The 14,077-nt window shown below is 61.5% G+C and carries 10 protein-coding genes and 1 pseudogene; 6 read left to right on the top strand and 5 right to left on the bottom strand.

The window, feature by feature from the left end; genetic code table 11:
- Window positions 1-23 precede the first annotated feature (23 nt).
- The gene (locus QM780_RS14615) at window positions 24-1,001 is read left to right on the top strand and encodes an NADPH:quinone oxidoreductase family protein (RefSeq protein ID WP_415071176.1); all 978 of its coding nucleotides are present in this window, start codon (window positions 24-26) and stop codon (window positions 999-1,001) included.
- 9 nt (window positions 1,002-1,010) lie between these two features.
- On the opposite strand, the gene thpR is transcribed toward QM780_RS14615, so the two are convergent.
- Together thpR and QM780_RS14625 are read right to left on the bottom strand one after the other, a co-directional pair.
- Window positions 1,011-1,583 carry an RNA 2',3'-cyclic phosphodiesterase gene (gene thpR / locus QM780_RS14620; protein WP_415071177.1) on the bottom strand — a complete coding sequence of 191 codons (573 nt, stop codon included), beginning with the start codon at window positions 1,581-1,583 and terminating at the stop codon, window positions 1,011-1,013.
- 27 nt (window positions 1,584-1,610) lie between these two features.
- On the bottom strand, window positions 1,611-2,309 hold the full coding sequence (locus QM780_RS14625; protein ID WP_415071178.1) for an arylesterase: 699 nt from the start codon (window positions 2,307-2,309) through the stop codon (window positions 1,611-1,613).
- A 100-nt stretch (window positions 2,310-2,409) separates the two neighbouring features.
- Here QM780_RS14625 and QM780_RS14630 point away from each other — a divergent pair, with 100 nt between their 5' ends.
- From QM780_RS14630 to QM780_RS14640, 3 genes are all read left to right on the top strand, one after another.
- On the top strand, window positions 2,410-3,120 hold the full coding sequence (locus QM780_RS14630) for an ABC transporter ATP-binding protein (protein WP_415071179.1): 711 nt from the start codon (window positions 2,410-2,412) through the stop codon (window positions 3,118-3,120).
- Complete coding sequence (locus QM780_RS14635; RefSeq protein ID WP_415071180.1) at window positions 3,117-5,696, top strand: ABC transporter permease; 2,580 nt, start codon at window positions 3,117-3,119, stop codon at window positions 5,694-5,696. Before QM780_RS14630 ends, QM780_RS14635 begins: the two co-directional genes overlap by 4 nt.
- 103 nt (window positions 5,697-5,799) lie before the next feature.
- Window positions 5,800-6,561: a Bax inhibitor-1 family protein gene (locus tag QM780_RS14640; RefSeq protein ID WP_415071181.1), complete on the top strand. Its 762-nt coding sequence runs from the start codon at window positions 5,800-5,802 to the stop codon at window positions 6,559-6,561.
- A 181-nt stretch (window positions 6,562-6,742) separates the two neighbouring features.
- Here QM780_RS14640 and QM780_RS14645 read toward each other — a convergent pair whose 3' ends face one another.
- Complete coding sequence (locus QM780_RS14645) at window positions 6,743-7,126, bottom strand: DUF2794 domain-containing protein (protein ID WP_415071182.1); 384 nt, start codon at window positions 7,124-7,126, stop codon at window positions 6,743-6,745.
- A 474-nt stretch (window positions 7,127-7,600) separates the two neighbouring features.
- On the opposite strand from QM780_RS14645, the pseudogene QM780_RS14650 reads away from it, so the two are divergent.
- Window positions 7,601-9,680: pseudogene (locus QM780_RS14650) on the top strand (M3 family metallopeptidase).
- A gap of 34 nt (window positions 9,681-9,714) precedes the next feature.
- Here the strand turns inward: QM780_RS14650 and QM780_RS14655 are convergent.
- Window positions 9,715-10,473, bottom strand: a complete 759-nt coding sequence (locus tag QM780_RS14655; RefSeq protein ID WP_415071183.1) for a DUF1223 domain-containing protein — start codon at window positions 10,471-10,473, stop codon at window positions 9,715-9,717.
- A gap of 267 nt (window positions 10,474-10,740) precedes the next feature.
- Here QM780_RS14655 and QM780_RS14660 point away from each other — a divergent pair, with 267 nt between their 5' ends.
- A complete protein-coding gene (locus QM780_RS14660; protein WP_415071184.1) occupies window positions 10,741-11,301 on the top strand; it encodes a tyrosine-protein phosphatase in 561 nt (186 codons plus the stop codon).
- 55 nt (window positions 11,302-11,356) lie between these two features.
- On the opposite strand, the gene acnA is transcribed toward QM780_RS14660, so the two are convergent.
- Window positions 11,357-14,071 (bottom strand): aconitate hydratase AcnA, encoded by a 2,715-nt coding sequence (acnA, locus tag QM780_RS14665; protein WP_415071185.1) that lies wholly within the window; start codon window positions 14,069-14,071, stop codon window positions 11,357-11,359.
- Window positions 14,072-14,077 lie beyond the last annotated feature (6 nt).

A 14,077-nucleotide genomic window follows, 5' to 3' on the forward strand; every position in this document is an offset into this window, starting at 1 on the left:
ATACAGCGAGTGGGACGTCACATATGAAGGCAGCTCTTTGCAAGCGTCTTGACGGGCCGGCGGGTCTGGTCGTCGAAACGCGGCCGGAACCCGTCGCGCGCGAGGGCGAGGCCATCATCCGGGTGGCGGCGGCCGGGCTCAATTTCGCCGATACGCTGATTACGCGCGGAAAATATCAATTCAAGCCGGAATTGCCATTTTCGCCGGGCGCGGAAATCGCGGGCGTGGTCGACGCGGTGGAACCGAACGAGTTCGGGATTCACGTGGAACAGCCGGTCATGGCCTATGTCAACTGGGGTGGGGCGGCGGAAAAGATCGCGGTCGATGTCAGCAAACTCGTGCCCATTCCTGCGGGCGTGCCGTTGACGGTGGCGGCCGGTCTTTCGGTGACCTATGGCACCGCGATTCACGGACTTGCAGATCGCGGCAAACTCAAAGCCGGCGAAACGGTCGTCGTCACCGGTGCGGCAGGCGGCGCGGGGCAGGCGGCGGTCGAGATCGCCAAGCTGATCGGCGCGCGCGTGATCGCGGTGGTGTCGTCGAACGACAAGGCGGCCGTGGCGCGAGCGGCGGGCGCGGACGAGATCATCCTGTTTCCCGGGTCGGACCTCAAAACCGAAGTGCGCAACCTGACGGGCGGCAACGGTGCCGACGTCGTCTATGATTGCGTCGGCGGGGAAGCCTCCGAGCCGCTTATCCGGGCGCTGGCGTGGCAAGGGCGGTTTCTGGTCGTCGGTTTTGCGGCGGGCGACATTCCGAAAATTCCGCTCAATCTGCTGCTGCTTCGGGGCGCGGAGATTGCGGGCGTTTTCTGGGGCGAAGCGGTGATGCGCGATCCTGCCGGGCATCGCGCCAACATGACGAAAGTCTTGGAGTGGGTGCGCGAGGGGCGGCTTCGCCCGCGCATCCATGGGACTTATCCACTCGACAAAATCGCCGAGGCCTTGAGCGTGCTCGATCGCCGCGAAGCGACAGGCAAGATCGTGATCACGATGGGCTGAGGCCGTCTGCTACCAGCTTGCTTCGCCTTCGTCGGCGAGAAATTCCATGCCGCGCATCGGGAAGCTGTCCTCGATGCCGTACGGGCCCCCGCCGACGCCAGGGCGGGACGACAGCAGCAACGTGCGCGTGACAAAGAACGGCTCCGAGCGATAGCCGCTGTAACGCGACAGATAGCGGGCAACTGCCTCGACGTTCGAATGCTTCAGCCGGGCAAGCGTGACATGCGGTTTGAACGCACGGGTATCAGGCGGCAGGCCAGCATTGCGCGCTGCTTTCTCATGGGCGCGCGCCAGCTCTTCGAGCGCGGGGGTCGATTCAACGGCGGCGAAGATCGAATGCGGATCGTCGCCGCCGAAAGTGCCGAGACTCGACAGTCGCAATTCGAAGCCGTCGGGTTCGATGCGCGCCAGATTGGCGATGAATTCGCGGGCCTCGACGTTGCCGATGTCGCCCGCAAAGCGCAGCGTGATGTGATAGTTTTCAGGCGCAATCCAACGCGCGCCGGGCAATGGCATGCGCAGGCGATGGAGCTCGTCGCGAATATCGTCGGGAAGCTCGATGGCGGTGAACAAGCGGGGCATATTTTATGTCCTTGCTCGCAGGTAGACTTACGGCGTGGCGCTTTTTTCGCTCGCCTGAGATTTTTCAACGCCGGAGATCAGCGCTTCGACGTCGGGCAGAATGCGTTTCACGATCTCGGCGACGCCCTTGCCGGTCGGGTGCAGTCCGTCAGGCTGCGTGAAGGATGGATCGAGCGCGACGCCTTCGAGAAAAAACGGATAAAGCGGAACATCGTATTTCTTGGCGAGGTCGGGGAAGATCGCGTCGAAATTTTTAGTGTAATCGGCGCCCCAGTTGTTCGGGGCTTTCATGCCTGTCAAAAGAACCGGAATGCCCTTGGCTTTGAGGTCGTCGAGCATTTTTTCAAGGTTGGTGCGCGGGATTTTCGGATCGAGGCCGCGAAGCGCGTCGTTGGCGCCGAGTTCGAGAATAACGGCGTCGGGTTTGGGATCGAGCGCCCAGTCGAGACGCTCCAAGCCGCCCGAAGTGGTATCGCCAGAAACGCCGGCGTTGGTGATGGTGACCTTGTGTCCTTTGGCCTCAAGCGCCATCTGAAGCTGGGCCGGGAAGGATTCGCTCGTTTTGACGCCGTAGCCGGCGGTGAGACTGTCGCCGAAGGCGACGATCGAAATCGGGCGCGACGAAGCGGCGGTTGCGGTGTTCACCAGAGGGGCCATGATCGCGAACGAGAGCAAAAGGCAAAACGCGCGTTTCGCGAGCCAATCGGGGACAAGAGGAGATTTCATGGTCATGTCTCGGCCCCATCAATCACACAATTCTTGAGCTGACGTAGAGGCTCAATGTGAACGGCACAAGTCCGATACGACAACCGCGGGGCATTCTAGCTTGAGCGATCCGATCATTAAACTCGACAATGTGCATTTAACGCTGACGAGCCGGGCCGGTCCCGTGCATATTTTGCGCGGCATTTCGCTCAGCATTCCGCGCGGGCAGACGGCGGCGATCGTCGGCCCTTCCGGGTCAGGCAAGACGTCGCTGTTGATGCTGATGGCCGGTCTTGAACGGGTGACGGGTGGACGGATTGCCGTTTCGGGCCGGGATCTCGGGCCGCTCAGCGAGGACGAACTCTCGGTTTTGCGAGGGGCGGAGATGGGCATCGTGTTCCAGTCTTTCCATCTGGTGCCGACGATGACGGCGCTCGAAAACGTGGCGCTGCCGATGGAATTGGCGGGCGAAGACAAGGCGTTCGAGACAGCGCGAGAGCTGCTGACGGAAGTCGGACTTGCGGCCCGTGTCGATCATTTTCCAGCCGAGCTTTCAGGCGGAGAGCAGCAGCGCGTCGCGATCGCGCGGGCCTTGTCACGCTCGCCGAACATTCTTTTCGCCGATGAGCCGACCGGCAATCTCGACGGCCGGACCGGAAAGCAGATCGTCGATCTGTTGTTCGGCCTGCGAGAGCGGCGTGGCACCACGCTCGTTATCGTTACGCATGACAATAAGCTTGCGGCGATGACGGACCGGGTGATCCGCATGGCGGACGGCAATATCGTCGCGGACGAGAGTGCGGCATCGGTCAAGCAAGCGGTGTCATCGTGACGGCGCTGATGGGTATCGAAGGGTCTTTGCGACCGCGGCGCGCGAGCGTTTCGACGATCGTTCGGCTCGGCCTGCGCGAATTGCGCAACGGCTTCGACGGTTTTCGCATTTTCATCGCCTGCCTGGCGCTCGGCGTGATGGTCATCGCGGCGGTCGGAGCGCTGGCGGATGCGTTGCGTGCCGGGCTTGTGACGCAAGGAGAGACGCTGCTCGGCGGAGACGTGACGTTCGCGCGCATGCACATCCGCGCGACGCCGGAGGATATCGATGTCTTTCGCGGGCTCGGTCGCGTGAGCGAAACGGCAACAATGCGGACGATGGCGCGGCGCGCCGATGGCGCCGATCAGGCGCTTGCCGAGCTAAAGGGCGTTGACGGCTCGTATCCGCTCGCGGGCGCCGCGACGGTAAAGGGCGGGGCTTCGTTTGCCGACGCTCTTTCAGGAAACGGCGCCATCGTCGATGCGATGCTGCTCGACCGGCTCGGCCTCAAGGTCGGCGATCCGTTGCGGATCGGCGAAACGGATCTCGTCGTCAAGGGTATTCTTGATTCCGAGCCCGATGCGATCGTCGATCGCCTGACGTATGGGCCACGCGTGTTCGTATCGCTGGCGACGCTTGAGAAGACGGCGCTCGTCAAGCCGGGGACACTCATCCGCTGGCGGTATGCAATCAAGCTTCCAAGCGGCGTTCCGGCCGACAGGACAGCGCTGGCGGATTTGCGCAGGACCGTCGGCGAAAAGCTGCCTGCTGGGGGTTACACGAGCGCCGACCGCTACGATCCGTCACCGCAGATCAGCCGCGCGCTCGAGCGGCTGCGGCAATTTCTGATTTTGATCGGGCTGGCGTCGCTGCTCGTCGGTGGCGTCGGCATCGCGAACGCGGTTTCGACGTTCATCGACCGGCGCATGAAGGTGATCGCGACGCTGAGAAGCGTAGGCGCGTCGGCGGCGCAGATCATGCAGATTTTTCTCGTGCAGCTCGTGGTGATGAGCGCGATCGGAATTGCGATCGGGCTGGCGCTGGGCGTCGTCGTGCCGTCGGTCATCGACGCGCTTTACGGCGACCTGCTGCCGGTGCGGATCAACGTCGAAGTTTCGGCGCAGAGCCTTTTGCTGGCGGCGCTTTATGGCCTGATCGTCGCGCTGCTGTTTGCGCTGTGGCCGTTAGGGCGAGCGGAAAACGTGCCTGCCACCGTGCTATTTCGCGATAGCGTCAGCACTGCTGCGGGCCGCCCGCGCAAGAGCCTGATGGCGCTGATGGGTGTTCTCGCCGCAGCGCTGGTCGCGATTGCAATATCGACGTCGGAGCCGCGCTCGATCGCGCTTTATATTCTTGGCGGGCTCGTCGTGATGCTGGCGGTGTTCGGCTGGCTCGGTGGGGCCATCGGCAAGCTTGCGCGGCGGCTGCCACGGACGTCGCGTCCGGAGCTTGGACTGGCGCTGCGCAATATTGCGTCGCCCGATGGCCTGACGCGATCCGTCGTGCTGTCGCTCGGCACCGGTTTGACGCTGCTGGTCGTGGTGGCGCTTGCCAACGCGGCGTTGGTTGCGGATTTGCAAGACCGTCTGCCGGCGGAAGCGCCCGATTATTTTCTGCTCGACATTCCGCCGGGGGATTTTCAAGGCCTCAACGCGCGGATCGTGAAGGATGCGCCGGGCGCCAGCGTGGTGGAAGCGCCGATGTTGCGCGGCCGGATCGTTGCGGTGAAAGGAACGCCGGTCGAAGAGCTGAAATTTCCGTCCGATGCTCAGTGGGTGCTCAACGGCGATCGGGGCCTGACGTACGCCGATGCTATTCCGGAAGGGTCGACGATCACGGCGGGGTCATGGTGGGGCAAGGATTACGACGGGCCGCCGCTCGTCTCGTTCGAGGGGGAGATTGCGAAGAAGCTCGGGCTTGGGCTCGGCGACGAGGTGACGATCAACGTGCTCGGTCGCAACATCACGGCCAAGGTCGCGAGCCTGCGCGACGTGAAGTGGGAAAGCATCGCGCTCAACTTCATCATGGTGTTTTCGCCGAACGCATTGCGGGCGGCGCCGCATAATCTGGTCGCGACCGTGCGGTTGCCGAAGGGCACGGCGGCGGGCGTCGAGACTGAAATGGTTCGCGATATCGGGCGGTCTTATCCGTCGGTCAGTGCCATTCGCGTGCGCGATGCGATCGATCAGTTCAGCCGGATCTTCGAGAAGGTGATGGTGGCGGTGCGTGTGGCGGGCAGTGTGACGTTGACGGCGGGTGCGCTGGTGCTTGCCGGCGCGATGGTGACGGCGCAGCGACGACGAATTCAGGAGGCGGTCATCCTGAAGACGATCGGCGCCCGGCGGCGGCAAATTCTCGGCGCGCACGCCTGGGAGTATGCGCTGCTGGCGGCGATTGCCGCGGTGGTGGCGATCCTGCTCGGGGCGGCGATCGCCTGGGTTGCCGTTACGCGTGTCATGGAACTGGACTATGTTTTTGATTTAAATGCAGTTTTTGTTACACTGGGTGTCGCGGCCGCGATGATCGCGGTGTTCGGCGGTTTCGGGACGTGGCGGATTCTGAGGGCGCCCGCGGTAACTTATCTGCGTTCAGAATAAAAGCATTCTGCTTTTGGTTTCCGGATCTTGAAAGGTTTTGGAACCGGGATCATATGCTACGCAGGACCGGCGGATTGCCGGACAACACGAGGATTCGAGGACCATGGCTGAAGTTTTTTCGCGACCGAATAGCCCGTACGGTGGCGCGCGGACATCTGGCGCGATCGACCAGGGGCTGCGCTCGTTCATGCTCGGCACCTACAACTACATGGCACTCGGTGTTGCCGGTACGGCCGCCGTCGTCATGCTTCTCATGGCCTATCCGCAGGTGATGCAGACCATTGCCGTCGGACCCATGAAGTGGGTCCTGTTTGCCGTTGTCATGGGATTGGGCTGGTTCGCGCCGCGCCTGTTCTTCGGCGGCAGCACAGTGATGGCGCATGGTGCTTATTGGCTCTACTGCGCGGCGTGGGGCGCGTTGATTGCGCCGATGATCCATTTTTACGTCGCGTCGGGCCTGGAGGGTCTGATTGGTCAGGCGTTTTTCATCGCCGCTGCGATGTTCGGCGTCACAAGTCTTATTGGTTACACGACCAAGAAGGATATGACCGGCTGGAGCGGCTTCCTGTCGATGGCGTCGATCGGCCTCATCGTCGTGATGCTCGGCAGCTACTTCTTCATCACCGATCCCGGCACCAGCAAGACGGTAAGCATGGGCATCTCGGCGGTGGTCGTGCTGCTGTTCTCGGTCGTCACGGCTTTCGAGACGCAGGCGATCAAGTCGATGTACATCGAGAACGCTCAGTATGGCGGTGAAGAGCAGCTGAAGCGCTCGTCGATCTTTGGCGCCTTCATGCTCTACGGCTCGTTCATCACGCTTTTCATCCACATCCTGAACCTTCTGGGATTGGCGAACAGGAACTAAAGTTCGAAGACTGAAATTGCGAAAGGCCCCGGTTTTCGGGGCCTTTTTTATTTGCCGGCTTTTTTGTTGGCGCCTGCGGCCGGCTCCCCGGAGGGGAGTCGCAGGCGCGAGTTTGTGTCGGCGTTCGAGACTTTTTTCGAGAGGTCCCAATCGCAGGAGAGGCCAGAGCGGCGCGGCGCTCTTAGAAACTGACAACGTCGGGGCGGTCTTCCAGCACGCTCAGAACGCGCTTCAAGTCATGGCCGCGCTTCATGATCAGGCCGCCGGCGGCTATCACGCTGTAGGCGCCCTGCTTGCGTGCCAGGCGCAAATCTTTCTCGATGCGATAGAGCGGGTATTCGCTGGCCTTGCGATAGACGGAGAAAACAGCCTTGTCGCGCAAAAGATCGATGGCGTAATCGCGCCAAGCGCCGGTCGCGACCTTGCGGCCGTAGAGATTGAGAATGGCCGTCAATTCGTGGCGATCGAAAGTGGTTTGGTGCCTTGGTTCCGAACCGAGGTCGGAAGCTCCAAGTGTGCCCGCAGTGCGCGGGCGGAAAACTATCGGTTCGGTTGTCTCGCTCAAACGGCGCCGTCCCATCGTTGATGATTAAAGATCGCGCCAACGCGCGAGGAAAGCAAGAGAGGTGGCGAAAATCTTGTGGCCGAAGCCAGATGAACGAGAATGGCCGCAAAGCACGGAAATACCCTGACCCTGACAAATTCAGGACTCCGCTCAGGCCCCAATCCGCCGCATTAAAACGCGATAGAGATAACCGTTGCCTTTGGGTCCGACTTCAAAGGACCGGCTCTGGATAAATAGCCCCCCAGCCCCCCGGGGCCATAGTTTCGAGGCCGAACTCTCAGGCAACGCTCCTGGTCGCGTATTGGCTCATCGCTAAGACGCCCCTACTCCCCCGGACATCATGTCCCCAAAGGGCCGGCTCCGCAAAGCCGGTCCTTTTGGCGTTGCCGCATTGCAAGGGTTTCATTTGAGCCGAATGCGCATTTCGTGCGTATATGGCTTTCGACGTGGGGGAATTTGGATATTGACGTCAAAATGATAGCAAAACGCAAGGCGGCGTCGAAGCCGCGCCCGAAGGCAAGTGTCAATCCACTGATGACGAAACGGAACGGCGAATTCGCAATGCCGCCGTTCGACAAAATCGAGGCGAGGCATTTCAAGCCCGCGCTCGAAGCCGCATTTCGCGAGCACAAAGCCGAGATCGAAAAAATCGCGGGCAATCCGGCAAAAGCGACGTTCGCCAATACCATCGTCGCGCTTGAGAAGAGCGGCTGGCAATTGTCGCGCGTTGCGTCGATCTTCTGGAATCTCGAAGGTTCGGACTCGACGGCGGAATTGCAGGAAATCGCCCGGGATATGGCGCCTCGCTTTGCGGCGCACGAAACACAAATTCTGCTCGACAAGCGTTTGTTCAAGCGCGTTGACGATCTCTACAAGCGGCGTGAGGCGTTGAAGCTCAACGACGAAGAGCTGCGCGTCCTGGAGCGGCATCATCTGGAGTTCGTTCGCGCGGGCGCGCGACTGTCGCCGGCGGAAAAATCCCGCGTCAAGGAAATCAATGCGCGGCTGGCGACGCTCGTCACGCAATTCATGCAGAACGTCCTGAAGGACGAGCAGTCCTGGCAGCTTGTGCTCGACGGCAAGAACGATCTGGCGGGACTGCCTGATACGCTCAAGGAAAGCGCCGAGCGCGCTGCGGCCGATGCCGGCCTCAAGGGCAAAGGGCTGGTGACGCTGGCTAGATCGAGCGTTGAAGGGTTTCTCACCTATTCGAGTTGCCGCGATCTTCGCGAGCAGGCGTTCAACGCGTGGATCAGCCGTGGGGCACGCGCGGGCGATACCGACAACCGGCAGATCGTGACCGAAGCCGTGGCTCTGCGCGGTGAATATGCGCGTCTGATGGGTTTCAAATCATTCGCGGAATTCAGCCTGCAGGACACGATGGCGAAGACGCCGGGTGCTGTCGATGAGCTTCTGCGCGCGGTGTGGGAAAGAGCCGTCGACCGGGCGCGAGATGAACGCGATCTGCTTACAGCAGAAGCGCAGAATGCCGGCGACAACTCCGAGATCATGCCGTGGGACTGGCGCTATTATTCGGAGAAAGTCCGCAAGGCCAAATACGATTTCGACGAGTTCGAAGCTGCAGCCCTATCTCGAACTCGATCACATGATCCGCGCCGCCTTCGACACGGCGACGAAGCTTTTCGGGCTGAAGTTCAAGGAGCGCAAGGATCTGCCGCGCTATCATCCGGATGTGCGCATCTGGGAAGTGCTGAACAAGAAAGGCCAGCACGTCGGGATCTTCATGGGCGATTATTTCGCGCGGCCGACGAAGCGGTCGGGGGCGTGGATGTCGTCGTTCCGGTCGCAGCACAAACTGGGAAAAGGCCAGACGCCGATCATCGTCAACGTCTTAAACTTCACCAAGGGCGGCGATGGTGCGCCGGCGCTCTTGTCTTTCGATGATGCGCGGACGCTATTCCATGAATTCGGCCATGGCCTGCATGGCTTGCTATCGGACGTGACGTATCCGTCGATTTCGGGAACGTCGGTGTCGCGCGATTTCGTCGAGCTGCCATCGCAGCTCTACGAGCATTGGCTGTCGACGGCGGACGTGCTCGAAAAGCACGCGCTGCACTACAAGACCGGCAAGCCGATGCCGAAGGCCTTGCGCCAGCAGCTGAAGGCGGCGCGCAATTTCAATCAGGGCTTCGCGACGGTGGAATATACGTCGTCGGCGCTGGTCGACATGGCGCTTTATTCGGCCGATGTTACCGAGATCGGTGATGTCGAAGGGTTCGAGCGCGCGACGCTCAACGGCATCAACATGCCGAAAGAGATCGTGATGCGTCACCGGTTGCCGCACTTCATGCACATCATGTCGGGCTATGCGGCAGGATATTACAGCTATCTGTGGTCGGAAGTGATGGACGCCGATGCGTTCGCCGCCTTCGAAGAGACCGGCAACGTGTTTCATCCGGCGACGGCGCGGAAGCTGCACGAGTTCATTTATTCCGCCGGCAACCGGCGTGATCCGCATGCGGCTTACGTGGCGTTCCGCGGCCGGCCGCCGAAGATCGACGGTTTGCTGAAAAAGCGCGGGCTGGCTGCTTAATCTATTTCCTTCTCCCCAACGGGAGAAGGAAACGCTACCACAGCCCAGCCAGGGTGGCGCCGATGATCGGGCCGCTACGGCCTTCCTGAAGAAGGACGACGACTTTCTGCACGTCGGCCTGCATCATGGCGGCGCGAGGCAGTTGAACCTGCATCGGACTGCCCTTCCACAGCCCGACCGGCGTCAGCTCGCGCACGATGTTGGTGTAGGTCAGCGTTTTACCGGCGTTCTCGCCGTCCTTGATCGGCACAGATCCGGACATTTGAACGACGCCGAGCCAGACGGTGGCTTCGCGCGGCGGGTGGCCTGGCGCGTCGCCGCCCAATGCGAAGTTCAGGGTATTGCGCTCCTGCCAGAAGCGGACCGGGATTTGCGCCGGGCCTGCCGTCTTGGAGGTTTCGGTGATGGCGTTCTCGATCGCGTCTTTCGATGCACCGTTGACGGGGGTCAGACCATTGACCACGGCCTGGGGCGTGTAGATGGCGCCGTCGCCCCGGGCTCGCGCGTAGTTTCTCTGCCGTTCGGAATTGCGCGGGGAAGCAAAGGTGTCCTTCCAGCCGAGATAGTTCCAATAGTCAACCGGCATTGAGAGGGCGATGATCGAGGGATCATCAGCGAGCGTTTTCAAAAGCGCGTCAGCGGGCGGGCAAGATGAGCAGCCTTGGCTGGTGAACAGTTCCACGACAGCCTTAACGGGTGCGCTGGGTTGCTCGACGGGCATTTCTTGCGCCGGAGCAGGAAGGGCGCCGCTGAACAGGACGACGGCCGCCAGCAAGATTTGGTGAAAACGCATTGGTATTCCTGAAGCTGTCCAACCAGCCATTCGACCTATTAGACCTATCGACCGACTTTCCACAAAGTGAAACGCGGGTAAGTAATCTCACAAACCAGTGACCCAGCAGACGAATTTCGGCCAGCGCCGGCGTCACAATGGGATGGTGCGCATATCCCTGACGTCTACGCGAAATCTTGCCGCGATGTTACCTTTTCCGGGCGGTAAAAAGCTCTGAGAATTACTGCTGCGGCGCGAGAGATGCCTACTGTTCGGCGGATGACCAAAATGAACATAAGACGCCTTGTTCTTTTGCCATTGGCCGTCTTCGCCGTGATGGCGACCGTCTATGCCGCGATCGAAATCGACCGAGGCAACTTTCATGAGGTTGTGGCGGGAGAACTCTATCGCTCGGCTCAGCCGCGCGGTGACGACATCGATAGGTACGTTCGAGCCTACGGCATCAAGTCGGTTCTCAATCTGCGCGGCGCCAATCCCGGCAAGTCATGGTATCGCGACGAGATTGCTGCTGCTTCGCGTAACAGGCTCGCTCATGCCGATCTGGCCTTGAAGGCCGACAGGGCGCTCGACGATGCATCCGTCGCGGCGCTGATGACGCTGTTCGCATCATTGCCGAAGCCGCTGCTTATTCATTGTGAAGGGGGCGCGGATCGAACAGGGCTTGCGGCGGCCCTTTATTTGGCTTCGGTCAAGCATGCGTCCGAATGGGCGGCGGAGCTACAGCTTTCGATCCTTTATGGGCATATCGGGCTGCCGCTGACGCACGGCTGGGCGATGTCGACGACGTTCGAGCGGCTCGAACCGCGGCTCGGATATCCCAACTCCTGATCGTGTGGTGTTCCTGCAGTCCCACGTGGCGCGGGACCGCAGGAGGATGGTGGCGTCAGGCCGCCAGGTTGCGCAGCACGTAATGCAGGATGCCGCCGTTCTTGAAGTATTCGATCTCGTCCAAGGTATCGATCCGGCAAAGGACCGGGACGTCGATCTTGGAGCCGTCGGCGCGGGTGATCGAGATGGTGACGATCTCGCGCGGCTTCACCGTCGCAAGGCCGGGGATCGTCACGCGCTCGTCGCCCTTCAATCCGAGTGACGCCCAGGACGCGCCTTCGGTGAAGACGAACGGCGCGACGCCCATGCCGACCAGGTTCGAGCGATGGATGCGCTCGAACGACTGGGCGATGACGGCGCGGACGCCGAGCAGGTTCGTGCCTTTGGCCGCCCAGTCGCGCGATGAGCCGTTGCCGTACTCGATGCCGGCGAAGACAACGAGCGGAACGCCTTCGGCTTCGTACTGCATGGCGGCGTCGTAGATCGGCATTTCCTTGCCTGACGGATAGTGGATCGTCAGACCGCCTTCCTTCACGTTGCCGCTGGCGTCTTTCACCATGTGGTTCTTGATGCGGATGTTGGCGAAGGTGCCGCGCATCATCACTTCATGGTTGCCGCGGCGCGTGCCGTACTGGTTGAAATCGACCGGCTGCACGCCGTGGTCGAGCAGATACTTGCCGGCCGGGCTCGCGGTCTTGATCGAACCGGCGGGCGAGATGTGATCGGTCGTGATCTTGTCGCCGAACAGGCCCAGGATTCGTGCGTTGACGATATCGCCGATGGGTTTGGCCTCACGCGCGATGGTCTGGAAGTAGGGCGGGTTCTGGACGTAGGTGGACGCGCCGTTCCAGCCGTAGGTCAGGCCGCCGCTGGTGGCGATACCCTGCCAGTTGGTATCGCCCTTGAAGACATCGGCGTAGCGCGACATGAACATGCTGCGGGTGATGTTGTCGGCGATGAACTTCTGGATTTCCTGCGTCGTCGGCCAGATGTCCTTCAGGAAGACGGGCTTGCCGTCCTTGCCCTCTCCCAGCGGTTCCTTGGTCAGATCCTTCTGCACCGAACCCGCGAGCGCGTAAGCGACGACGAGCGGGGGCGACGCCAGATAGTTCGCCTGGACGTCGGGGCTGACGCGACCTTCGAAGTTGCGATTGCCGGACAGCACCGCGGCGGCGACGATGCCGTTGCCATTGATCGCCTTCGAAATCTCAGGCGCCAGCGGGCCGGAGTTTCCGATGCAGGTGGTGCAACCGAAGCCGACAAGGTTGAAGCCGATCTGGTCGAGGAAGGGCTGCAGGCCAGCGTCAGCGAGATAGGCGGCGACGACCTGCGATCCCGGCGCGAGCGAGGTTTTCACCCACGGCTTGCTCGTCAATCCGGCTTTCACCGCATTGCGTGCAAGAAGGCCGGCGGCAATCAAGACGCTCGGGTTCGACGTGTTCGTGCAGCTCGTGATCGCGGCGATGACGACGTCGCCGTGGCCGATATCAAAAGACGTACCTTCGACCGGCACGCGCTTGTCGAGTTCGCCCGGTTTTTTGTACTCGCCGGCAAGCGCGGTTTCGAATCCGCTCTTGATGTCGGGGAGTGCGATGCGGCCCTCGGGACGCTTTGGACCGGCCATCGAGGGGACGACGTCGCCAAGATCGAGTTCGAGCGTATCGGTGAAGACCGGATCGGCAGAGCCTGTTTCGCGATAGAGGCCCTGGGCTTTGGCGTAGGCCTCGACCAGCGCGATGCGATGGGCGTCGCGGCCCGACATGGTCAGATAGTTGATCGTTTCCTTATCGACCGGGAAGAAGCCGCAGGTGGCGCCGTATTCGGGTGCCATGTTGGCAATCGTCGCGCGATCGGCGAGCGTCATACTATCGAGGCCGGGGCCGAAGAATTCGACGAACTTGCCGACGACGCCCTTCTTGCGCAGCATCTGCGTGACGGTGAGCACAAGGTCGGTGGCGGTGACGCCTTCCTTCAGCTTGCCGGTCAGGCGGAAGCCGATGACTTCCGGGATCAGCATCGACTGCGGCTGGCCGAGCATGGCGGCCTCGGCTTCAATGCCGCCGACGCCCCAGCCCAAGACGGCGAGGCCGTTGACCATCGTCGTGTGGCTGTCGGTGCCGACGAGCGTATCGGGGTAGGCGACGGTTGCGCCGTCGGCCATCTCGTTGGTCCAGACGGTCTGGGCGAGATATTCGAGATTGACCTGATGGCAGATGCCGGTGCCGGGCGGCACGACGCGGAAGTTCTGGAACGCGCCCTGGCCCCACTTCAGGAAGTTATAGCGCTCGCCGTTGCGCGAATATTCAAGCGCGACGTTGTCGGCCAAGGCTTTCGGGCTGCCAAATTCGTCGACGATGACCGAGTGGTCGATGACAAGATCGACGGGCACGAGCGGATTGATCTTGGTCGGGTCGCCGCCGAGCTTCGTCATTCCGTCACGCATGGCGGCGAGATCGACGACGGCCGGGACGCCGGTGAAATCCTGCATCAGCACGCGGGCCGGGCGGAAACCGATTTCCTTTTCGGTCTTGCCCTTGTTATCGAGCCATTCGGCCATGGCGACGATGTCGGTCTTGGTGACCGAGCGGTTGTCTTCATGGCGGAGAAGGTTTTCGAGCAGCACCTTCATCGAATAAGGAAGGCGCGAGATGCCTTTCAGGCCGTTCTTCTCGGCATCGGGCAGCGAATAGTAAACGTAGGTTTTTCCCTCGACAGTGAGGGTTTTCTTGCATTTGAAGCTGTCGTCGGAAATGGGTGTTACGGCGCTCAAGGTCAG

It is taken from the genome of Hyphomicrobium sp. (assembly GCF_047600905.1).
Lineage (GTDB): Bacteria > Pseudomonadota > Alphaproteobacteria > Rhizobiales > Hyphomicrobiaceae > Hyphomicrobium_B.

Bases quoted from the DNA above. Each gene is read 5' to 3' on its own strand.
- QM780_RS14615 (WP_415071176.1), top strand. From the start codon at position 24: ATGAAGGCAGCTCTTTGCAAGCGTCTTGACGGGCCGGCGGGTCTGGTC.
- thpR (WP_415071177.1), bottom strand. From the start codon at position 1,583: ATGCCCCGCTTGTTCACCGCCATCGAGCTTCCCGACGATATTCGCGAC.
- QM780_RS14625 (WP_415071178.1), bottom strand. From the start codon at position 2,309: ATGAAATCTCCTCTTGTCCCCGATTGGCTCGCGAAACGCGCGTTTTGC.
- QM780_RS14640 (WP_415071181.1), top strand. From the start codon at position 5,800: ATGGCTGAAGTTTTTTCGCGACCGAATAGCCCGTACGGTGGCGCGCGG.
- QM780_RS14655 (WP_415071183.1), bottom strand. From the start codon at position 10,473: ATGCGTTTTCACCAAATCTTGCTGGCGGCCGTCGTCCTGTTCAGCGGC.
- QM780_RS14660 (WP_415071184.1), top strand. From the start codon at position 10,741: ATGAACATAAGACGCCTTGTTCTTTTGCCATTGGCCGTCTTCGCCGTG.